Source organism: Sorangium sp. So ce834 (genome assembly GCF_051521425.1).
Classification (GTDB): domain Bacteria; phylum Myxococcota_A; class Polyangia; order Polyangiales; family Polyangiaceae; genus Sorangium; species Sorangium cellulosum_D.
Map to the genome: position 1 here is coordinate 12,742,144 of NZ_CP150351.1, position 23,604 is coordinate 12,765,747.

Below are 23,604 nucleotides of genomic sequence, written 5' to 3' on the forward strand. Positions count from 1 at the left end.
GGTTCACCTGTCGAGCTCTTCCAAGAGATCGCGCCACTCCTCCGGGGAGAGGCCGTCGGCGGGGGTTTCGGGGGAGCGCGGCGGCGCGGCCGCCGGCGGTGCGGCCGGCGGCGGGGCCGACACGGCGAGGAGCGCCGCGGCCTCGGCCACGGTCGGGCTCTCGAAGAGCTGCTTGGGCGAGAGCCGCAGCCCTCGCTGGGCGGCGCGCGCGATGACCTGCAGGGTGACGATCGAGTCGCCGCCCAGCTCGAAGAAGTTGTCGTGAATGCCCACCTGCTCGCGGTGGAGCACCTCCGCCAAGACCTCGACGAGGATCCGCTCCGCCTCGGTCCGCGGCGGGACATAGGGGCGCTGGACCGGCGCCGCCGCCTCGGGCGCGGGCAGCGCGCGGCGGTCGACCTTTCCATTGGGCGACAGCGGCAGCCGCGGGAGCGCGAGGATGGGCGCGGGCACCATGTAGGCCGGGAGCACGTCGGCGAGCCAGGCGCGCAGCGTCTCTGGCTCCGGCGTGGCGCCGTCTCGCCCGGTGACGTAGGCGACGAGCCGCTTTCCGCCGTGGGGCTCGTCGCGGGCGACGACGACGGCCTCGCCCACGCTGGGGTGCAGGAGCAGCCGCGCCTCGATCTCGCCGAGCTCGACGCGCAGGCCGCGGAGCTTCACTTGATGATCGAGCCGTCCCAGGAACTCGATGGCTCCGTCGGGGCGATACCGGGCCAGATCGCCTGTCCTGTACAGCCGCCCTCCGGGCGTGGCGCCGAACGGATCGGGCACGAAGCGCTCTGCGGTGAGCGCGGGCCTTTTGTGATATCCGCGCGCGAGCCCGACGCCGCCGATGTGGAGCTCGCCGGCCACGCCCACCGGGACCGGCTGGCCATGATGGTCGAGCAGGTAGATCTGCGTATTGGCGATGGGGGTGCCGATGGGCACCGAGGCGGACGTGTCGTGTGGCTGGCAGGCCCATGCGGTGACATCGATGGACGCCTCGGTGGGCCCGTAGAGGTTGTGCAGCTCGGCGTGAGGGAGCCGCTCGAAGCATCGCCGCGCGAGCTCGGCCGGCAGCGCCTCGCCGCTGCAGAGCACCCGGCGCAGCGACGCGCACGACGAGGCGCCGGGGGTCTCCAGGAAGGCCTGGAGCATCGGAGGGACGAAGTGGACGGTGGTGACGCCGTGGCGGGCGATGAGCTCGATGAGCCGCTCGCCGTCGCGGTGGTCGCCTGGACGGGCGACGACCAGGCCCGCGCCGGTGATGAGCGGCCAGAAGAACTCCCAGACCGAGACATCGAAGCTGAAGGGGGTCTTTTGCAACACCCGGTCTTCGGCGGTCAGGCCGTAGCGCTCCTGCATCCACTGCAGTCGGTTGAGCAGGCCACGGTGGGTGTTGCCCGCGCCCTTGGGCCGGCCGGTCGAGCCCGAGGTGTAGATGGTGTAAGCGAGGTTGTCCGGCGAGACGGCCACCGCGGGAGTGGCCGTCGATTCGCCGTCGAGCTCTGCGCGATCGGCGTCGAGGCACAGCAGCTGCGCGCGGTGGGGCGGCAGGCGCGAGGCGACCGGCCACTGGGTGAGGAGCACGGGAGCGGCGGCGTCGTCGAGCATGAAGGCGATGCGCTCGGCGGGGTAATCGGGGTCGATGGGGACGTAGGCGGCGCCGGCCTTGAGGACGGCGAGCAGGGCGACGACCAGCTCGACCGAGCGCTCTGCCGCGATGGCGACGAGCCCATCGGGCCCGACGCCGCGCCGGCGCAGGGCGTGGGCCACCTGGTTGGCGCGCGCGTCGAGCTCTCGATAGCTGAGGCGGTGGTCCTCGAAGATCACGGCCGTCGCGTCCGGCGTCCGCTCGGCCTGCGCCTCGAACAGCTCGTGCACGCGCAGGTCTCCCGGATAGCCGCGCTCCGTCGCGTTCCAGCCGGCCACCGCGCGCCGGGACTCCAGATCTCCGAGCAGCGGAAGATCGCCGACCCGCGCCTCGGGACGGCCGATGATCTGCCGGAGCGCCGCCTCCACGAGGCCGAGCAGGCGAGAGGCGCCCTCGGCGTCGAAGCGCCGCCGATCGTACGAGAGGCGCAGCGTCAGCCGCTGTCCCGGCAGGACGGTCAAGGTGAGCGGGTAGTTGGTCTGATCCTCGAACGCGACGTCGCGGACCCCGAGCCCGGGCAACCCCTGCTGCACCCGGGGGTCTCTCGGATAGTTCTCGACGACGAGGAGGCTCTCGAACAGCGGCTGTCCCGCCGGGATCTCGCTGAAGGCCCGCGCCTCTGCGAGCGGCGTGTGCTCGTGCGGCCCGAGCTCGGTCGTCGCCCGCAGGAGATCGCGCAGCCACTCCGCGACGGTGGCGGCCGGCGGCACGGCCACGCGCAGCGGGAGCGTGTTGATGAAGAGCCCCACCATGGACTCGATCCCCGGAAGCGGCGCCGACCGCCCGGCGACGGTGACGCCGAACAGCACGTCGTCGGTCCGCGCGGTCCGGCCGAGCAGCAGCGCCCAGGCGGCCTGGACGAGCGTGCTCGACGTCACGTGGTGCTGCTGCGCGAAGCGCTGGAGGCGCGCCGTGACCGGCTCCGGCAGCGAGACGGCCGCGGTCCCGTACCCGCTCGCCCCCTCGGCCGGCGCCGCCCGCTCCAGGGGCAGCGGCGTCGCCGCGCCGAACCCCGCGAGCGCCCGCCGGAAGAACGGCTCCTCGCCGCGCGCGTCGCGCCCGCGCAGCCAGGCGATGTACTCGCGGTAGCGCCGGCGCGCCGGCAGCGCGACCGCGCGGCCGGCGCGCAGGGCGTCGTACGCGGAGAACGCGTCCTGCAGCACCAGGGCCGCCGACCACCCGTCGAGGAGCAGGTGGTGATGGCTCCACAGCACGACGTGGGCCTCGTCGTCCACGCGCAGGAGCGCGAGGCGCATCAGCGGACCCCGCGCCAGATCGAAGCCCCGCGCGCGGTCGGACTCGAGGCGCGCCGCCACCCGCGCCCGCTGCTCCTCCGCGCCCGCGCCCCGCCAGTCCTCGACCTCGATCTCCAGCGCGACCGCCGCGCCCGGCCGCCGCACGATCTGGAGCGGCTCGTCGGCGCCCTCCCAGGCGAAGGTCGTGCGCAGGACGCCGTGGTGCTGCACCACGGCCTCCCAGGCCCGGCGGAAGGCGCCGGCGTCGAGCGCCCCCAGCAGCCGGCACGTCACCTGCTCGACGTAGGCCCCGTCGCCGGGCTCCCACAGGCTGTGGAACAGCAGCCCCTGCTGGAGCGCGCTGAGCGGCATCACGTCCTCCACGTCGCGGCCAGGCCCGAGCAGGCGGTCGAGCGCGGGCTGATCGAGCCGCGCCAGCGGGAAGTCCGACGGCGTGCACCCGCCCGCGCCCGGCTCGAGGCAGCGGGCGACGAGGGCGCGCAGCCGCGCCGCGAAGTCCTCGCGGAGCCGCTGGATCGTCTCCGGCCGGTAACGCGCGCCGCTCGCGCTCCACGTGACCCGGAGGCGCCCGCCGACGACGGCGGCGTCGACCTCCAGCTCGTAGCCCCGCGGCGCCCGCGGATCGCGCTCGGCCCCGGCGTCCTCCTCGGCGAGCGCGAAGAGCGGGCTCGCCGCGAACAGATCGTCCCACTGCCCCAGGTAGTTGAAGCTCACCGCGGGCGCGGGCCGCCCCGCGAGCGCCGCGCCGCGCTCGCTCAAGTAGCGGAGCAGGCCGTACGTGCCCCCGCGGCGCGACGCGCCGCGGAGCTGCTCCTTCACCGCCTTGAGCGCCTGCTCGCACGCCGCGTCGGGCGGGACCTCGAGCCGCACGGGATAGAGCGTCGTGAACCACCCGACCGTGCGCGAGACATCCGCGTCGTCCAGCGCGTCGCGCCCGTGCCCTTCCACCTCGACGAGCACCGCGGGATCCCCCGTCCACCGCGCGAGCGCTCCGCCGAGCGCGGTGAGCAGCAGATCGTCGACCCGCGCCCGGTACGCCGACGTCGCCGCGAGCAGCGCGCGGGTCTCGCCCTCGTCCAGCCGGTCGGTGCGGCGGACCGTGGCGCCCTCGAGCCCGGCGCCGGCCGGATCGTCCGCCGGCAGCGGCGCCGTCCCCCGCGCAGCGGCGATCCACGCGTCGGCCTGCCGCGCGACCTCCTCGGACTGGGCGCGCGCCACGAGGCGCCGCGCCCAGGACCCGAAGGCGGTGGACCTCGCGGGGAGCCGGATCTCCTCGCCGGTCGCCCGCTGCTGGACCGCGGTCGCCAGATCCTCGAGCAGGATCCGCCACGAGACCGCGTCCACGACGAGGTGATGCGCGACGAGCAGCAGCCGGCCGCGGCGCGCCGGGCCCAGGTCGAACAGGACCGCGCGGAGCAGCGGCCCCTCGCTCAGGTGGAGCCGCGCCTGCCATGGCCCCGCCGCGCGCGAGAGCGCCGCCGCTCGCTCGGCGTCCGGCACCCCCGAGAGGTCCACGCGCGCGACCGCCGCGCCGGCCGCGCTCCCGTGGCGCTGCCGCCACACGCCGCCCTCGCAGGTGAACCGCAGCCGCAGCGCCTCGTGGTGCTCCGCCACGGCCAGGACCGCGGCCTCGAGCGCCTCCACCCCCACGGGCGCCCGCAGCTCCAGCAGCACGGACTGGTTCCAGTGGTGCGGATGCTCCCCGAGGTGATCGAAGAACCAGCGCTGGATGGGCGTGAGCGGCACGTCGCCGTCGAGCGGCTCGGCGGCCGCGCTCGCCGCGGGGGCGGCCTCGGCCACCGCGGCCAGCTCGGCGACGGTCTGGTGCTGGAAGATCTGCCGGGGCGCGATCGAGAGGCCCGCCGCGCGCGCGCGCGCCACCACCTGGAGCGCCAGGATCGAGTCGCCGCCCAGCTCGAAGAAGTTCTCGCCGACGCCGACCGCGCTCCGGCCGAGGAGCTCCGCCCAGATCCCCGCGAGGGCCGCCTCGGCCTGCGTCCGCGGGGCCGCGGCCTCGCCCGCGCCCTCCGCGGCGGGCGCCGGCAGCGCGCGCCGGTCGATCTTGCCGTGGGGCGTGCGCGGCAGCTCGTCCAGCACGACGAAGGCCGACGGCACCATGTAGTCGGGCACCTGCTCCCGCAGCGCCCGCCGGAGCTGCTCCGGCGAGACGCCCTCGGCGGCGGCGACGTAGGCGACCAGCCGGCGATCCTCCGGCCGATCCTCGCGCACGATCGCGACCGCGCCGCGCACGCCGGGGTGCTCGGCGAGCCGCGCCTCGATCTCGCCGAGCTCGATCCGGAAGCCGCGCAGCTTCACCTGATGGTCCACGCGCCCGGCGAACTCGAGCTGCCCGTCCGCCCGCCACCGCGCGCGGTCGCCGGTCCGGTACATCCGCTCGCCCGGCCGCCCCGCGAACGGATCGGGCACGAAGCGCTCCGCGGTCAGCCCGGGGCGCGCCCAGTAGCCGCGCGCGAGCCCCTGGCCGCCGAGGTACAGCTCGCCCATGACGCCCACGGGCGCGAGCCGCCCCGCCGCGTCGAGCACGTAGGCCCGCGCGCCCGCGATGGGCCTGCCGATGGGCACGGCGGACGCGGGGCCCGCGCCTCGGGCCGTGAGATCGCAGGCGGTCGCCACGACCGTGGCCTCGGTCGGCCCGTAGGTGTTGATGAGGCGCATCCGCGCGGCCGCCGACGCGCGCCAGGCGCTCACGCGCTCGGGCAGGGCCGCCTCGCCGCCGATGATGCAGAGCCGCAGGCCGGGCGGCAGGGGCAGGCGCCCTCCGTGCGCGAGCTCCGCGGCCATGCGGTGCCAGTACATGGTCGGCAGATCCAGCACCGTCACGCCCTGCGCCGCGCACGCCTCGAGGAAGGCGGCCGGCGACTCCAGCATCGCCTCGGTGCGCAGCACCAGCGCGGCGCCTCGCAGGAGGCAGGGGAAGATCTCCTCGGCGCTGGCGTCGAAGCTCAGCGACGCGAACTGCAGCACGCGGTCCGAGGGCGCGATCTCGTAGAGCGCCGCCGCGGCCTCCACGAAGCCCGCGATCGCCCGGTGCGGGACGACGACGCCCTTCGGCACGCCCGTCGATCCGGACGTGTACAGGAGGTACGCGGCCTGCTCGGGCGACGGGTCGCCCGGAGGCGGCGCCGCCGGCTCGCCGCGGATCTCGGTCCAGCCGGGATCGAGGCGGATCAGCGCCGGGACGCCGGACAGCCCGTCGGCCGCCTCCGCGCCGGTCACCGCCACGCGGACGCCGGCGTCGGCGACCATCGCGGCGATCCGATCCCGCGGCGTGGTCGGATCGATCGGCACGTAGGCGCCGCCGGCCTTGAGCACCCCGAGCACGGCGACGACCATCTCGATCGAGCGCGGCAGGCACACGCCCACGCGCGCCTCGGGCCCGACGCCGCGCCGCCGCAGCCGCTGCGCGAGCTGGTTCGCGCGCCGATCGAGCTCGCCGTACGCGATCGAGCGCCCCTCGTGGACGACGGCCACGGCCGACGGCGCGAGCGCGGCCCGCGCCTCGAAGCTCCGGTGCAAGGCGCGCGGCGCGCGCTCCGGCGCCGCGGCCGTGCCCCACGCGAGCACGCGCGCTTGCTCCTCCGGCGCGAGCAGGGGCAGCTCGGACAGGCGTGCCTCCGGGCTCGCCGCGGCGCCCGCGAGCAGCCGCTCGAGGTGCCCGGCCAGGCGCTCGATCGAGGCCTCGTCGAACAGGTCCGTGTCGTACTCGATCGCCCCGGCGAGGCCGCCCTCGTCGGCGGCCATCTCCAGCGACAGATCGAGCTGGGCGCCGCCGGCGTCGAGATCCACGAGGCGCGCCTCGAGCCCCGGGATCTCGGGGGCCCGCCGCAGCGCGGGCTGCAGCGCGAAGAGCACCTGGCAGAGCGGCGCGTGGCTCAGGTCCCGGGCCGGGCGCAGCGCCTCCACGACCTGGTCGAACGGCACCTCCTGGTGCGCCTGGACCTCCCGCACCGTCTCGTTCACCCGCGCGATCAGCGCGGCGAACGTCGGATCGCCGGCGAGATCGGTGCGGAGCACGACCGTGTTGGCGAAGCAGCCCACGAGCCCTTCCAGATCGGCCCGGCTCCGGTTCGTCACCGGCGTGCCCACGCGGACGTCGAGCGAGCCCGTGACGCGCGCGAGGAGCGCCTTGAACCCCGCGACCAGCACGGCGTAGAGGGTCGTCTCCTCCCGCCGCGCCAGGGCGCGCAGCGCGCCGGCGAGCGCGGCCGGCAGCCGGAAGAAGTACCGCGCCCCGCGGTACCGCTGGATCGCCGGTCGGGGCCGGTCCGTCGGCAGCTCCAGCAGCGCGTCCTGGCCGGCGAGGCGCCGGGTCCAGAAGTCGAGCTGGGACCGGAGCGCGCCCGACGCGAGCCGCTCGCGCTGCCAGTGGGCGAAGTCCGCGTACTGCAGCGGCAGGTCCGGCAGCGGGGAGGGCCGGCCCGCCGCGAACGCCGCGTAGAGCGCGGCGAACTCCTGCAGGACGAGGCCCGTGGACCACCCGTCGAAGGCGATGTGGTGAACGACCCAGACGAGGACGTGCTCGTCCTCCCGCAGCCCGAGGAGCGCGAGCCGCAGCAGCGGGCCGCGCTCGAGGTCGAAGGGGCGCCGCGCCTCGCGCTCGATCAGGCGCCGGGCCTCCGCGTCGCGCTGGGGCTCGGGCAGGCCGCTCAGATCGATCCGCGGCACGCGCGGCGCGCCCTCCGGCCGGATCACCTGGACCGGCTGGCCGTCGACGACGCCGAACGTCGTGCGCAGGATCTCGTGGCGCCGCACGATCTCGGCCACGCACCGCTCCACCACGCCGGCGTCGAGCGATCCGGTGAGCCGCACGGCGGCGGCCAGGTTGTAGGAGGCGCTCTCGGGCTCGAGCTGGGCCAGGAACCAGAGCCGCTCCTGGGCGAAGCTCATCGGGAAAACGAAGACGTCCTCTTGCATGGAAGAACCTCAGAGGGCCTTGGCCCGGAAGGGCTCGGCCATGGCGACATGGATCTTGCGCGGGCCCCGGAATGGCGTGCGTCCGTGGGCGACGAGCATGTTGTCCACGAGCAGCACGTCCCCTTCCTGCCAGGGGAACTCCACGGCGACCTGCCTGTAGACGTCGCGTATCTCGTCGAGGACCGAGCTCTCGATGGGAGACCCGTCGCCGTAACGAGCGTTGCGGGGCAGGTCGTCCTCGGGGAAGACCGCGAGGAGCGCCTCGAGCACCGCCGGCTCCAGGTTGGAGACGTGGAACAGGTGAGCCTGGTTGAACCACACGCGCTCTCCGGTGCGCGGGTGGGTGGCCACGGCCTGGCAGACCTGCCGCGTGCGCAGCTCGCCGCCCGGCTTCCACTCGCACGCGATGCCGTGCTCATGGCAGAAGCGCTCGACCGCGGCCCGGTCGGTCGTGCCGAAGACCTGCTGCCAGGGGACGTCCAGGCCGCTGCCGTAATTGCGCACGTACATCACCTTCCTCGCGGTGAAGCGCTCGCGGATCCGGGCGGGGACGCGGCGGAAGACCTCGCGGCTGTCCGCGAGCGGGGTGCTGCCCCCCTCGGCGGCGGCCTGGGCGCAGTGGAACCAGATCTTGAGGGGCCACTCGAGCGTGTACGACTGCTCGTTGTGGAGCGGGATGTGCTGGTGGGCCGGGTACTCCGTCGACGTGTAGATGCGACTCTGCAGGTGGGAGCGCGGCGTCGATCCGAACGTGTAGTCGAGCAGCTCCGGCGTCACGAGCTTGACGAAGGCCTCGAAGTCCGCGAGCGCGCGCGCCGGGAACCCGCGGAACAGCACCGCTCCGTGCGAGGTCAGCGCCTCGTCCGCGCACGCCCGGATGGCCGCGGCGAGCGCGGGGACGGCGGAGGCGTCGCCGCGCCGGAGCGGGCTCGCGATCAGGGGGAGCGCGGCGCCGGGGAAGCAGGACCGCGCGAGGCCGTCCGCCTCGCCCCGCGGCGCCGCCGGCGACACGGCGCGGAGCTCCGTCACGACGACCGGCCCTCCTGCGCGTCCATCTGCTTGCGCAGGCTGAGCGGCCGCATGTCGGTCCAGACCTCCTTGATGTGATCGAGGCACTCCGCCTTGGTGCCGGTCTTGCCCGCGTCGCGCCATCCGAGCGGGTTTTCCCGGTACTCGGGCCATATCGAGTACTGCTCCTCGTGGTTCACGACGACTTTGTAAATGGTGTTGTCTTCATGCTCTTCGCTGGCCATGGGCTCCTCCGTTCGAGATGTGGTGTTCGATGTCATCGGCGCTCGGGAACGAGCGTGAGCGTGTGCGCGGCCGGGCCTGACAGGAGCGGCAGCGGGCGCCCGTCGACCCAGGCGCGCTGCTGATCGCGGTAGTGGGGCGACAGCGGATCTCCCGACTGACCGGCCGGCATGTGCAGGATGCCGTCGGGCTCGTGGCCCGGCGCGACGACGAGCCGCTCGCTGGCGCCGAGCGTGCGGGTCGCGAGGCGCACGCAGAAGCCGCAGCCCGGGAGCGGCTCGTCGGGCATGTTGAGGCGCGCGGCGAGCTCCGGTGTCCGGCCGAGCGGGTGCGCGATCCGCACCCGGCTCACCGCGCCCCAGGGGATCTGGTCGAGGGGTCGCCCGCCGTGCTCCTCGTGGACCGCGGTCACGGCCTTCTCCAGCGCCGCGAGGACGAAGGCGTCCCAGCCGCCCTCCGGCGCCGGCACGAGGTCGGGCGACCGCTCGCCGAGCGCGCGCTGGAGCGGCGTGTCGATGTCCGGCAGCGCGAGCGAGAGGGTCGGCTCCGCGGCGCGGCCCGCGCCGAGCCACGCGGCGAACACCGCGTCGGCGAGGGCGCGCCGGAACCGCATCAAGAGCGGCAGTCCGACGCCAGGCACGTCCGCCCGGCCGTCCCACGCCGCGATCGCGCGCCGCGCCTCGGCGAGCGCCGGCCGGCGGGACAGCGCCGCGTCGTCGAGCGCGCGCAGCGCGAGGTCGCGGTAGACGTCGAAGAACCTCGCCTCGGTGTCGAGCTGCAGCGCGAACAGGTCCGCCTCGGTGACCGGGCGCGCCTCGCGCAGGCGCTCGGTGATGCGGTAGGCGCGGTAGCCGTTCGCGTAGTCGCGGCCGAGCGCCGGCGCGCCCTCGCCGAGCGGCATGCGGTGGTTGGCGTTGACGACGAACCCCGACGGCGGATCGACCACGCGCGGCAGCGCGGCGGGGGGCACGTAGCCGTCCCAGCCCGCGCGCCCGTCCGCCCACGAGACGCTGACCGAGCCGTCGAAGCCGCGGCGCCGCGGCACGCGCCCGGTGACGGTCCACGCGACGCGGCCGCGCCGGTCGGCCAGGAGGACGTTGCACCCGGGCCCGCCGGCGGCGTTCATCACCGCGGCCGCCTCCTCGATGCTGCGGGCGTGATCCATCTCGAGGAGCCCGAGGTCGACCCCCTCGGGATCGAGCGCCGTCCAGCGGACCGCGACCGCTGCTCCGAGGAGCGGCCGCGGCGCGATGCGCCCCCAGATCGTGCCGCGGACCGTGACGGCGACGTCGGGCTCGCCGCGCACCTTGATCGTCTCCTGCGCGACGTCGAACCGCCTCCACCCGGCGGGCGTCCGGTACTCGTCGGGGCGCTCGGGGTGGGTCTCGATCTGGACGAGATCCATCGCGTCGCCGTCGAGGTTGGTCATCCCCCAGGCGACATGGCCGTTGGTCCCCGCGATGACCATGGGCACGCCGGGCAGCACGACGCCCGCGATCTCGCGGTCGCCGTAGCGGAGCTCCGCTCGATAAAAGATGTTGGGTACGCCGAGCTCGAGGTGCATGTCGTTCGCGAGGATGGCGCGGCCGTCCCGCGTCCTTTGCCCGGCCACCGCCCACCCGTTCGAGCCGACCGGCGCCTCGCCGGCGTCGTCGCTGAGCACCGCCGCGGCCCACGCGCGCTCCCGGCTCTCTGCCACGAGCGCCCGCAGCTCCTCGCCCGGCAGCGGCGGCGTCGCGGGCGCGTGCGCGCCGAGCAGCGCCTTCGTGTAAGGGTCCGTGTCCTCGAACAGGAAGGACGTCACGCGCTCCGGGAGGGTGCGCGTCAGGACCGTGCGCGTCCGCTCCGCGTCCTCGGTGACGCTGAGGGCGTTGAACATCCCCAGCACGACGAGGACGCTGTCCTCGGGGCGCCACGGCTCGGGCCGATAGCCCAGCTGCCGGAACTCGACAGGCAGCGTCTCCGCGCTCCGGAGATAGGCGTTGACGCCCTCGGCGTACGCGTCGAGCGCGGCGCGCTGGGGCTCGGGCAGGCGCGCCAGGATCGCCCGCGCGGCCTGCGGGAAGCCGTAGAGCCGCTGCCGGGTGTCGGCCTCCAGCAGATCGCGCCCGAGGACCTCGGCGAGGCGTCCTCCGCTGCTCCGGCGGAGCAGATCCAGCTGGAACAGCCGGTCGCGCGCCGTGGCGACGCCGAGGGCCCGGAGGGCGTCCAGCCGCGAGGCGGCGCGGATCGCGGGGATCCCGAGGCCGTCGACCGCGATCGTCGCCGCGCCCTCGAGGCCGGACACGGTCGTCGCGCTGCCGGCGCTCGGCGCCGGGGCGCGGACATTGGCCTGGTTTCCCTCCGCGCAGCCGGCGATCGCCAGCGAGAGGAGGGCCGAGAGGTGGAGTGAGCGGACGTTGCGCATCAGAGCTCCTGCTTTGCGGCCGTGAGGGCCTCGTGGCCGCGGGCGCCGGGCTCCAGCGCGGCCTGTTGCGGATCGACGTGCAGGCGGAGGGCCTCCGCGGACCTGACCCGGCCCGGCTCGTCGACGCGGGCGCTCGCGGCGCGCTCCTCCTGCGTCGATCGCGGCGCTGCGCCGGGCGCGGCGGGGGCCGCGGGCAGCTCGGTCAGGCGGCCGAAGTCGAGCCGGAGGCAGCGATCCGCGAGCGCGAAGTACTGGTCGTCATGCGTGATGACGAGGGCGGTCTTGCCCCTCGCGCGGAGCTCCGGCAGGAGCTCGGCGTAAAAGACCCTTCGAAACTGCGGGTCCTGGTCGGACGCCCACTCGTCGAAGACGTAAAACGGCCGGTCCTCGAGATAGGCAGTCAGCAGGGCGAGGCGCTTGCGCTGACCCTGCGAGAGGCCGCTCACGCGCAGCGCGCCCTCCTCGACGCGCACCCGGTGATCGAGCTGCAGCCGCTCGAGGTAGCGCCGGGCGCGCTCGTCGAGGCCGGGGTCGTCCAGGCCGAGCAGGTGCTCGAAGAGGTGGTAATCCGCGAAGACGACCGAGAAGAGCTGCCGATACCGCTCGCGGTTCGCGTCGTCGACCGGCGCGCCGTCGAGCCGGATCTCGCCGGACTCCGGCGCATAGAGGCCGAGGAGCAGGAGGGACAGCGTCGTCTTGCCGCTGCCGTTGCCGCCCACGAGGAACACGAGCTCGCCGGGCCGGAAGGTCAGATCGATGGGCCCGAGCTGGAAGCTGCCGTCTTCCTTCTCCCGGTGATACCGGTGCGTGACGCCGGAGAGCGCGATGCGCTCGAACGCGCGCGGGCCCTCCGCGCGGCCTTCGCTCGTGGGCGCGTCGAGCGCCGGCGTCGGTCCCTGCTCCGGCGTCAGCGCGAGCCCGAGCGCGCTCGCCTTCGAGAGCGCGACGCTGGCGCGCCCGACGGCCGGCAGGAACTCGACCGTCTGCGCGAAGGGCGTCATCAGGAAGAGCATCGCCAGCACCACGCCGGACACCGCCGGCGGCGCGAGGCCTGCCCAGGCCGGGAGCGCGAACAGGGCGAGTCCGAGGACGGCGTAGAAGAGCAGCGCGCCCCAGCTCATCGCGACCGCGTACTCGGTCGTGCCCGCCACGAACTCGCGCTGGTACGTCGCGACGCTGCCGCCGAGGACGTCGGACAGGAACGACCGCCCGCGCCGGCCGTGCATCTTGAGCTCCTTGATCCCGCCGGTCAGCCCGCGGAAGTGCTGGAACAGGGCGTCGCTCGTCTCGCGGGCGCGCGTGAAGGCGCCGATCGCGCGCCGCGCGTGCCACCGGAAGAGCGCGGCGCCGATCCCCATCGCGGCCAGCACGATGGCCAGCGCCGACCACGAGATCTGTCCGATGTACGCCAGGCAGCCGAGGACGGTGGCCACGTTGACGCAGAGGAGGGGCAGGACGACGTAGGCCTGCGTGATGACGGCCGGATCGTCGTTGAGCGCCGCCAGCAGCCGGTGGGCGCCGAGCTGCTCGACGTGGCGCAGCGGCGCGTCGAGGATGCGCCGGCTGAGCTGCATGCGCAGCTCCGCGATCATGGCCTGTCCGAGGCGGGTCAGGAGCACCTGGGACACGGCCCTGCTCAGCACGCCGACGGCGGCGAGCCCCGCGAAGCCCCACGCGAGCTGCGCCGCGGGGCGGCCGTCGCCCGAGAGCGCCTCCTGGACGAGGGAGATGACGCCGGCGCCGGCGAGCCCGCTGATCGCGCCGGCGGCGACGGCGATCAGGAGGGGCCGGCGGGCGCGGCGCACGAGGAAGCCGAGCGCGCTCATCGCCGCTTCTCCTTCGGGTCTGCCGGCTCCTTCGAGGCGTCCGGCTCGCCGCTCGGGCGCGGCGGCGCCTGCGGGCCTCCTGCGGCGGGGAGCCGCCGCGCGGTCCGGGGCAGGGCGACCAGCGCCGGCTCGGGGCTCGCGGGCGCCTGGCCTCGCGCGGCCTGGATGCGCTGCGCGACGGCGGCCACGGTCGGCCGCTCGAAGAAGTCGCGGAGCGACAGCTCCACCTGGAACGTCTCGCGGACGCGGTTGAGGATCTGCAAGGCGAGGAGCGACTCGCCGCCGAGCTCGAAGAAGTCCTTCGTGGGATCGATGGGATCCAGGCCGAACGCGCGCGCCCAGATCGCCGTCACCTGCGCCGTCACCGCCTCGGGCGAGAGGCGCTCGGCGGCGCCGGCGGCGGCGGCGCCGGCGCCGAGCCGCCGGGCCAAGGCGGCGCCCTCGTCGTCGCTGGGCAGGCCCTGGAGCGGGCGCGCCGAGGCGATCACCTGCGGCAGCGCCGTCTGGCTGAGGACGCGGTGGAACGCCTGCTGGCCTTCCTCCGGGCTCATCCCGTCGAGGATCACGTCGTCGAGCCCCAGGGCGAGGAGGCGCGCCTCGGCGCGGGCCGCCATGCCGACGTTGCGCCAGCGATCGAGGTTGACGGAGACCGTGTACGGTCCTGCGCGGCGCGCGCAGGCTTGCGCGAACGCGTCGAGGAACGCGTTTGCGGCCGCGTACCCCGCCCGCGCGAGGCCGCCGCTCAGCGCGGTGACCGAGGAGCAGAGCAGGACGAAGTCGGGCCGGAAGGAGCGGGCGATCTCGTCGAGCGCCATCGCGCCGAGCGCCTTGGGGGCGAGCTCCGCGTGGAGCGCGTCCGCCGAGAGCCGCTCGATGAGCCCGCCGCCTGCGACCCCGGCCGCGTGGATCACGCCGTGCAGGGCGCCGAACCGAGCCAGCGCCTCGCGCGCGGCGGCGCGCATCTGCGCCGCGTCGGTGACGTCGGCGCGCACCGTCACGACCTCGGCGCCGGCCTGTTCGAGCGCTGTGAGCCGCAGGCGCTGCTCGTCGGTGGGCGCCGAGCGACCGGTGAGGATCAGCCGCGCGCGCACGGTGCGCGCGAGGTAGTCGGAGAGCCACAGCCCGACGCCGCCCAGCCCGCCGGTGATGAGGTAGACGCCGCGCTCGCGCAGCAGGGCGGGAGCGCCCTGGGCCGGCTTCAGCGGGACCGGCTCGACGGCAGGCACCCAGCGATGGGGGCCGCGGTAGGCGACGACGGGGGCGCCGGTGTCGGAGCGCGCTTCTGCGAGGATCCGCTCGGCGAGCGGATCGACCTCTGCGGCGTCCGGGCTGGCGGCCTCGAGGTCGATCACGCGGCAGCGGAGGTGCGGGTACTCCAGCGGGATGCTCCGGCAGATGCCGAGCAGCGTGGCGTGCTCCGGGCGCAGGGCTTCTCGACCGGTCAGGTCGTGCAGGCCGCAGGCGAGCGCGAACAGGTGGGCGCCTGCCGGCAGCGTGCTCAGCGTGCGCGCCAGCCAGAGCAGGCTCATCGAGCCCCGGCGCTGCGCATCCTGGAACGCGCCGGGCCCGAGGTGCGCCTGGCGCGCGCCGTCGAGGCTGAAGGCGTGGAGGATCCGCGCGGGCGGCCCGGCGTCCGAGCCGAGCTCCCGGGCCAGCGCGGCGTAGTCCTCGGGCTGATCCGGGCGAAGCGTGAAGGCGCGCTCCGCCGGGCGCGCGAAGCGCTCGCCGCTCCTGACGCGGGTGACCCGCCGGCCGGCGCGCTCGAGGCGTTCCACGATCCGGGGGGCGATCTCCGCCTCGTCCGCGAAGACGACCCAGTGTGCCCCGTCGTCCCCGGGCGGGAGCGGCTCCAGCGGGGCGCGCTTCCACGAGGGGATGTAGAAAAATCCACCCAGGCTAGATTCTGGGGTCGACGTCGAGCCGACCGGGGTTGAGGTGGGCCCGACCGAGGTTGAGGTTGAGCCGACCGAGGTTGAGGTGGACCCGACCGAGGTTGAGGTGGACCCGACCGAGGTTGAGGTGGACCCGACCGGGGTTGAGGTGGACCCGACCGGGGTTGAGGTGGACCCGACCGGGGTTGAGGTGGACCCGACCGGGGTTGAGGTGGACCCGACCGAGGTTGAGGTGGACCCGACCGAGGTTGAGGTCGCCCCGATCGCCTCCGGGCGCTCCAGCCAGTACCGCTTCCGCTCGAACGGGGTTGCCGGCAGCGCGACGCGCCGCCGGCGCCGTCCCGCTTGCAGGCCTGCCCAGTCCACCGGAGCGCCGGCCACCCAGAGCTGCCCGACCGCGTCGAGCAGCGCCGCGCCCCCCGCGCCCGCCTCGCGGACCGCGGGCAGCGACGCCAGCGCGAGCGACTCCGCCGCGACCTGCCGGCACAGCGCCGTGAGCGTCTGCCCCGGCCCAACCTCTAGAAAGATCCGCTCCGGCTGCTCCCGCAGCGCCGTCACGCCGCCGGCGAAGCGCACCGTGCTCCGCAGGTGCCGGACCCAGTAACCCGGATCCTGCGCCTCGGCCTCGGTGATCCAGGTCCCGGTGACGTTCGAGACCCACGGGATCCGCGGCGCGCGCAGCGTGACCCTGCCCACCGCCTCTCGGAACCCGTCGAGCGCGCCCTCCATCAGGTGGGAGTGGAAGGCGCGCGACACCCGCAGGCGGCGCGCCTCCACCCCGCGACCCGCCGCCTCGCGCTCGACCCGCTGGATCGCCGCCGTCCGCCCCGACAGCACGCACTGCCGCGGCCCATTCACCGCGGCCAGCGCGACCTCCTCGCCGAGCCACCCCGCCACCTCCGCCTCGGACGCCGACACCGCGAGCATCGCGCCCTCCGGCGTCGCCTCCATCAGCCGCCCCCGCGCCGCGACAAGCGCGAGGGCGTCGTCGAGCGACAGGCACCCGGCCACGCACGCGGCCACGACCTCGCCCACGCTGTGCCCGAGCATCGCGTCGGGGGTCAGGCCCCAGGCCATCCACAGCCGGGCGAGCGCGTACTCGACGACGAACAGGGCCGGCTGCGTCATCGACGTGCGGTCGAGGCGCCGCGCGGCGTCCTCGAGCTCCGCGTGCGCCGGGAACAGCAGCGCCCGGATGTCCAAGCCCAGGTGGCGCTCGAGCCGCGACGCGCAGGCGTCGACCTCGGCCCGGAACACGGGCTCGGTCTCGTAGAGATCGCGCCCCATGTTGGGCCGGTGGGCGCCCTGCCCCGGGAACAGGAACGCGACCGGCCGCGGCCCGGCCACGGGCCCGCCCGTGCGCAGCGCCCCGCCGCGATCGCGCAGCGAGAGCGCCGCCTCCTCCCGCGAGCGGCACACCACCGCGCGGCGGTGCGCGAACGCCCGGCGGCCGAGCTGCTGCGTGTGCGCCACGTCGCCGAGCGCGAGCTCCGCGTGCGCCTCGAGGTGCTCCGCGAGCGCGTCGGTCAGCCGCTCGAGCGACGCGCCCGACCGAGCCGAGAGCACGAGGAGCTCGCACGGCCGCGGCGGGTCCATCTCCGGCGGGGGCGGCGCCTGCTCGAGGACCACGTGCGCGTTGGTCCCGCCGAGCCCGAAGGCGCTCACGCCGGCGCGGCGCGGCGCCCCCTCGGGCGTCCACGCCGCGAGCTCGGCGGCCACGTAGAACGGGCTGTTCTCGAGATCGAGCGCGGGGTTGGGAGCGCGGAAGTGCAGGCTGGGCGGGATGCGCCCGTGCGCCACGGCGAGCGCCGCCTTGATCAACCCGGCGACGCCCGCGGCCGCGTCCAGGTGCCCGACGTTTGTCTTCGCCGATCCGATCGCGCAGAAGCCCTTCCGGTCGGTCGTCGCCCGGAAGGCCCGGGTCAGCGCGGCGATCTCGATCGGATCGCCGAGCGGCGTCCCGGTGCCGTGCGCCTCCACGTAGTCGATGGAGCCCGCGTCGACGCCCGCGGCCGCGTGGGCGGCGCGGATCACGCGGGCCTGTCCCTCGATGCGCGGCGCGGTGTAGCCCACCTTGGCCCGGCCGTCGTTGTTGACGGCGGAGCCCTTGATCACCGCGATGATCGCGTCCCGATCGGCGATCGCGTCGTCGAGCCGCTTGAGGAGGACCACGCCCACGCCGCTGCCGCCGACGGTGCCGCGGGCCCCCGCGTCGAAGGCGCGGCAGTGGCCGTCGGGCGACGCGATCGCGCCTTCCTGGTAGAGGTACCCGACCTTCTGCGGGACGCCGATCGAGGCGCCCCCGGCCAGCGCGAGGTCGCACTCGCCGGTGAGCAGCCCCTGGCAGGCCAGGTGCACGGCGACGAGCGACGTGGAGCAGGCCGTCTGCACCGCGATGCTCGGCCCCTCCAGGTTGAGCTTGTACGACACGCGGGTCGTGAGGAAGTCCTTGTCGAGCGCGAGGAGCGCCGCGACGTCGGCCGCCGACTGCAGCCGCGGCCCGCCCGGGAAGAGGTGCGTCAGGTACCCGCTCAGGCTCGATCCGGCATAGACGCCGACCGGCCCGCCCGCGCGCTCCGGGTCGATCCCGGCGTTCTCGAACGCCTCCCACGCGCACTCCAGGAACAGCCGGTGCTGCGGGTCGAGCGCGGCCGCCTCGCGCGGCGTGAACCCGAAGAGCTCGGCGTCGAACAGGTCGATGTCGTCGAGCACCGCGCGCGCCCGCACGTAGTCGGGCCGCGCGATCAGCGCCGGATCCACGCCCGCGGCGAGGAGCTCCTCGTCGGTGAGGATCGCGACGGACTCGACGCCTGCGCAGAGGTTTTGCCAGAACGTCGCCACGTCGCGCGCGCCGGGGAACCGCCCGGCCATGCCGACGATCGCGAGCTCCAGGCCCACGCGGGGCTCGCTGCTGCTCGGTGTCGTCATTTCTTTGTCTCCAGCGCGCCGCGCCCGCCGCGCCGCCGCGCGAAGAGCTCCCCGCGCCGCTCTTGCGCGGCGCTCGCCCGCTCCCCGCTCCGCTCTCCCTCCTCGGGCGGCGGCTCGCTGGTTTCCCGGCTCAAGGCCGCTGCGAGCGACGCGATGGTGGGGTGTTGAAACAGGACCAGCATCGGCAGCGCGCGATCCACCCCCTCGCGCAGGCGGCTGTGGACCTTGGCCAGCAAGAGCGAGTGTCCGCCCAGATCGAAGAAGTTGTCGTGGACGCCCACCTGCGGAATCGAGAGGACGTCTCTCCAGATCGCCGCGATGGCGCGCTCGAGGTCGGTCCGTGGCGGCGTCGTGGCCCTGGTCGGCGCATCCACCTGCTCGGGCGCGGGCAGCGCGCGGCGGTCGACCTTTCCATTGGGCGACAGCGGCAGCCGCGGGAGCGCGAGGATCGGGGCGGGCACCATGTAGGCCGGGAGCGCGTCGGCGAGCCAGGCGCGCAGCGCTTCCGGCTGCGGCGTGGCGCCGTCTCGCCCGGTGACGTAGGCGACGAGCCGCTTTCCGCCGTGCGCCTCATCGCGGGCGACGACGACGGCCTCGCCCACGCTGGGGTGCAGGAGCAGCCGCGCCTCGATCTCGCCGAGCTCGACGCGCAGGCCGCGGAGCTTCACTTGATGATCGAGCCGTCCCAGGAACTCGATGGCTCCGTCGGGGCGATACCGTGCCAGATCGCCAGTCCTGTACAGCCGCCCTCCGGGCGTGGCGCCGAACGGATCGGGCACGAAGCGCTCTGCGGTGAGCGCGGGTCTCTTGTGATATCCGCGCGCGAGCCCGACGCCGCCGATGTGGAGCTCCCCGGCCACGCCCACCGGGACCGGATGGCCGTGGCGATCCAGGAGGTAGATCTGGGTATTGGCAATGGGGGTACCGATGGGCACCGAGGCGGACGTGTCGTGTGGCTGGCAGGCCCAGGCGGTGACATCGATGGACGCCTCGGTGGGCCCATACAGATTGTGCAGCTCGGCGTGAGGGAGCCGCTCGAAGCATCGCCGCGCGAGCTCGGCCGGCAGCGCCTCGCCGCTGCAGAGCACCCGGCGCAGCGACGCGCACGACGAGGCGCCGGGGGTCTCCAGGAAGGCCTGGAGCATCGGAGGGACGAAGTGGACGGTGGTGACGCCGTGGCGCTCGATGAGCTCGATGAGCCGCTCGCCGTCGCGGTGGTCGCCTGGACGGGCGACGACGAGGCCCGCGCCGGTGATGAGCGGCCAGAAGAACTCCCAGACCGAGACATCGAAGCTGAAGGGGGTCTTTTGCAACACCCGGTCTTCGGCGGTCAGCGCGTAGCGCTCCTGCATCCACTGCAGTCGGTTGAGCAGGCCACGGTGGGTGTTGCCCGCGCCCTTGGGCCGGCCGGTCGAGCCCGACGTGTAGATGGTATAAGCGAGGTTGTCCGGCGAGACGGCCACCGCGGGAGTGGTCGTCGGTTCGCCGTCGAGCTCTGCGCGATCGGCGTCGAGGCACAGCAGCCGTGCGCGGTGGGGCGGCAGGCGCGAGGCGACCGGCCACTGGGTGAGGAGCACGGGAGCGGCGGCGTCGTCGAGCATGAAGGCGATGCGCTCGGCGGGGTAATCGGGGTCGATGGGGACGTAGGCGGCGCCGGCCTTGAGGACGGCGAGCAGGGCGACGACCAGCTCGACCGAGCGCTCTGCCGCGATGGCGACGAGCCCATCGGGCCCGACGCCGCGCCGGCGCAGGGCGTGGGCCACCTGGTTGGCGCGCGCGTCGAGCTCTCGATAGCTGAGGCGGTGGTCCTCGAAGATCACGGCCGTCGCGTCCGGCGTCCGCTCGGCCTGCGCCTCGAACAGCTCGTGCACGCGCAGGTCCTCCGGATAGCCGCGCTCCGTCGCGTTCCAGCCGGCGAGGACCTGCCTCCGTTCGCCCGCGTCCATCATCGGCAGATCGGACAGCCGGGCCTCCGGCGCGGCGACGAACCCCTCGAGGATCGCGACGAGGTGCCGCGCCATGCGCGCCACCGTGGCCCGGTCGAACAGATCGGTGTTGTATTCCCAGGCGCCGCGCGCTCCCTGGCCGTCCAGGGTCAGGTTGAGCGCCAGATCGAACTGCGCTGTCCCGGTGTCCACCCGCTGCACCTCGATCGACAGGCCGGGGATCTCCGGCGCCCGCTCGGGCGCCGGATCCATGGCGAGCATCACGTTGAACAGGGGGGAGTGGCTGAGGCTCCGCTCGAGGGACAGCGCCTCCAGCACCCGCTCGAACGGCGCCTCCTGGTGCGCCTGCCCCTCCGTGACCGCCGACCGGACGCGGGCGATCAGCTCCGCGACGCGCGGATCGCCCGCGAGGTCGACGCGCAGCGCCAGCGTGTTGAGGAAGCAGCCGACGGCGCCCTCCAGCGCCGCCCGCGGCCGCGCGGCGACCGGCGTGCCGATGCAGACGTCGCTCTGGCCCGTGTACCGGTGCAGCAGCGCGAACAGCCCCGCTGCCACCGTCGTGAACAGCGTCGCGCCCGCCCCCCGCCCGAGCGCGGTGAGCCGCGCCACGAGCTCCGGCGGCAACGCGAGCTCCTCGCGCGCGCCCGCGTAGCTCTGCACCGAGGGCCGCGGTCGATCCGTGGGGAGCGAGAGGGGCGGCACAGGCCCCCTCAGCCGCTCGCGAAAGTACGCGAGCTCCCGTTCGCGTGCCGTCGCCTGCTCGGTCCGGCGCTGCCACAGCGCGTGATCCGCCGGCTGGATCGGCAGCGGCGCGAGCTCCGGAGCGCGCCCCGCCGAGAGCGCGCCGTAGATCAGCGCGAGCTCCCGCAAGAGCACGTTCATCGACCAGCCGTCCGCGATGAGGTGGTGGCAGGTGACCGCCAGCACGTGCTCCCGCTCGCCCTTGCGGAGGAGCGTCCAGCGCACGGGCGGCGCCTCGGCGAGATCGAACGCGCGCCGCGCCTCCTCCCGCAGGCGCGCTTGCAGCGCCGGCTCCCGGTCCTCCTCGGCGAGCGCGCGGAGGTCCTCGATCGGTAGCGCGACCTTCGCGGGCGGCGCGATCCTCTGGACCGGCTGCCCGGACGCCGACGGAAAGCTCGTGCGCAGCGCCTCGTGGCGGGCCGCGAGCGCCGTCACCGCCTGCTCCAGGGCGCCCGTGTCGAGCGCTCCGGAGAGCCGCAGGGCCGCCGCGATGTGATAGACGGGCGCCCCGGCGGCCAGCTGCTCCAGGAACCACAGGCGCTCTTGCACGAGGGACAGCGGCGGTCGCTCCGGCCGCTCCTCCGGCGCGAGCGGCGCGGCGCCGCCCGCCGATCCGCCCGCGGGCGCGCTGCCCTGCCGGCCCTCGATCCAGGCCGCCAGCGCCGCGATCGTCGTCGTCGCGAAGAGCTGCGCCGGCCCCACCTCGACGCCGAGGGCCTCGCTCACCCGGCCGCTCACCTGCATGGCCCGCAGCGAGTCGCCGCCCAGGCTCAGGAACTCCTCGTCCCGGCCGATCCGCGCGCGCCCCAGCACCTCCGCCCAGATCCGGGCCAGCGCGCCCTCCAGCGCCGTCCGCGGCGGGTCCTCGCGCTCGGCGCGCGCGCCCGAGCCGGCCGGCGGCTCGAGCGCCGATCGCCAGACCGCGTCCAGCGAGCCGTCCAGGAACCGCGCGCGGCACGCCCTCCGCTGCACCTTGCCGCTCGTGGTCCGCGGCAGGCTCCCCGGCTTGATCAGCGCCACCGCGTGGATCGCGACCTCGTGCCGATCGGCCACGGCGCGCTGGATCGCCGCGCCGAGCTCCGCCGGATCCGCCGACGCGGCGGCGCCCCTTCCGAGCTCCTGAACCAAAACGACGCGCTCCTCGCCGTCCACGTCCACCGAGAACGCCGCGCCCCCGCCGGCGCGGAGGCACGGGTGGCTCTCCTCCGCGGTGAGCTCGAGATCTTGCGGGTAGACGTTGCGCCCGCGGACGATGATCAGGTCCTTGAGCCGGCCGGTCACGTAGAGCTCGCCGCGCGACAGGAACCCGAGATCGCCGGTCCGGAGGAACGGCCCTCCTCCCGTGGCCAGCCGGGCCTCGAACGTCGCCGCCGTGTCCTCCGGCCGCTCCCAGTAGCCCTGGGCCACGCTCGCGCCGGCCACCCAGATCTCGCCGACGCGCTCGTCCTCGCAGGGCCTCCGCGTCTCGGGATCGACGATCCGCACCTCGTCGCCGTCCGGCGATCGCCCGCAGCCCACGAGGGCGACGGCGGCCTCTGGATCGCGCGGATCGAACGCCGCGCGCCCTTGCTCCAGCGCTGCGCGGTCGACCGCGCGCACGACCGGCGGCGCGTCCGCCGCGCCGCCGCTGACGAGCAGCGTCGCCTCGGCGAGCCCGTAGCAGGGGTAGAACGCCGCGCGCCGGAACCCCGCCGGCGCGAACGCCTCGGCGAAGCGATCGAGCGTCGCCGCGCGCACCGGCTCGGCCCCGTTGAACGCCACCTTCCACGAGGCGAGATCGAGCCCGTCGCGCTGCTCCGGGGGGATCTTGCTGACGCACAGCTCGTAGGCGAAGTTCGGTCCGCCGCTCGTCGTGGCCCGGTAGCGCGAGATCGCGTCCAGCCAGCGCCGCGGCCGCATCAGGAAGTGGTCGGGCGAGAGCTGGATGCACGGCACGCCCACGTGGAGCGGCTGCAGGATGTTGCCGATGAGCCCCATATCGTGGTGCGGCGGCAGCCACCCGACGATCACGCTCTCCTCGGTGTGCGCGAACGCGCGCTGGATCATGCGCTCGTTGCGCAGCAGGTTCCCGTGCGTGAGCACGACGCCCTTGGGCGTCCCGGTCGACCCCGAGGTGTACTGGAGGAACGCCACGGTCTCGGCGGTCACGCGCGGCGGCCGCCACGCGTCTCCCTGGCCGTCCCTGGCCGCGTCGACGGCCACGCAGCGCAGCTGGCTCAGCTCGGCGAGGCTCGGATCCTCGCGGAGGAGCGCCGCGGCGCCCAGGAACGCCTCGGTGGTGAGCGCGACGCTCGGGCGGCAGTCGCGCACGATGGCCAGCACGCGGAGCAGCCCTCGCTTCCGCTGCGGCAGCGGCACCGGCACCGCGACGAGCCCCGCGTAGAGGCAGGCGAAGAACGCCGCGATGAAGTCGAGCCCCGGCGGCACCAGGAGCAGCGCGCGCTCGCCCGCCCGCGCGCCGGGCTGGAGCTCCGCGGCGAGCGCGCGCGCCCGCCGGTCCAGCTCGCCGTAGGTCGTCGAGCGAGCGTCCGTCTCCCCGTCGAGCAGGAAGGTATAGGCGTGCGCGGACGGGCGCTGCTCCGCGCGACGCCGGAGCAGCGCGACGAGCGTCGCGGGCTCGGCCGCGTCGCGATCGCTGATCGCACGCGTCTGTGATCGGTTCGACTCCATCGCCACCTCAGCTCCGGTCGAAAAAGACAGCCCGACGACAAAGCGCTCCCGCTCACCAGGCCCGGGCTCTGAGCCTGATGACGCAACGCGCTATGGGCGCGAGGCGCCCCAGGGCGCCG

7 protein-coding genes are annotated in these 23,604 nt (G+C 74.9%); all 7 read right to left on the reverse strand.

The window, feature by feature from the left end; translation table 11 throughout:
• Window positions 1-3: 3 nt before the first annotated feature.
• Genes WMF20_RS46660 through WMF20_RS46690 form a run of 7 tightly spaced genes read right to left on the reverse strand, consistent with a single transcriptional unit; the run spans window position 4 to window position 23,485 of the window.
• Window positions 4-7,824: an amino acid adenylation domain-containing protein gene (locus WMF20_RS46660; protein ID WP_437608187.1), complete on the reverse strand. Its 7,821-nt coding sequence runs from the start codon at window positions 7,822-7,824 to the stop codon at window positions 4-6.
• A gap of 9 nt (window positions 7,825-7,833) precedes the next feature.
• Window positions 7,834-8,853, reverse strand: coding sequence for a TauD/TfdA family dioxygenase (locus WMF20_RS46665; protein WP_437608188.1), 1,020 nt, complete (start codon window positions 8,851-8,853; stop codon window positions 7,834-7,836).
• Window positions 8,850-9,077, reverse strand: coding sequence for an MbtH family protein (locus tag WMF20_RS46670; RefSeq protein ID WP_129580290.1), 228 nt, complete (start codon window positions 9,075-9,077; stop codon window positions 8,850-8,852). The genes WMF20_RS46665 and WMF20_RS46670 overlap by 4 nt, the downstream gene beginning before the upstream one ends.
• Window positions 9,078-9,109: 32 nt before the next feature.
• Window positions 9,110-11,482, reverse strand: coding sequence for a penicillin acylase family protein (locus WMF20_RS46675; RefSeq protein ID WP_437608189.1), 2,373 nt, complete (start codon window positions 11,480-11,482; stop codon window positions 9,110-9,112).
• Window positions 11,482-13,308, reverse strand: a complete 1,827-nt coding sequence (locus WMF20_RS46680) for a cyclic peptide export ABC transporter (protein WP_437608190.1) — start codon at window positions 13,306-13,308, stop codon at window positions 11,482-11,484. Before WMF20_RS46680 ends, WMF20_RS46675 begins: the two co-directional genes overlap by 1 nt.
• Window positions 13,305-18,128, reverse strand: a complete 4,824-nt coding sequence (locus WMF20_RS46685) for a type I polyketide synthase (protein ID WP_437608191.1) — start codon at window positions 18,126-18,128, stop codon at window positions 13,305-13,307. Before WMF20_RS46685 ends, WMF20_RS46680 begins: the two co-directional genes overlap by 4 nt.
• Complete coding sequence (locus WMF20_RS46690) at window positions 18,125-23,485, reverse strand: amino acid adenylation domain-containing protein (RefSeq protein ID WP_437608192.1); 5,361 nt, start codon at window positions 23,483-23,485, stop codon at window positions 18,125-18,127. Before WMF20_RS46690 ends, WMF20_RS46685 begins: the two co-directional genes overlap by 4 nt.
• Window positions 23,486-23,604 lie beyond the last annotated feature (119 nt).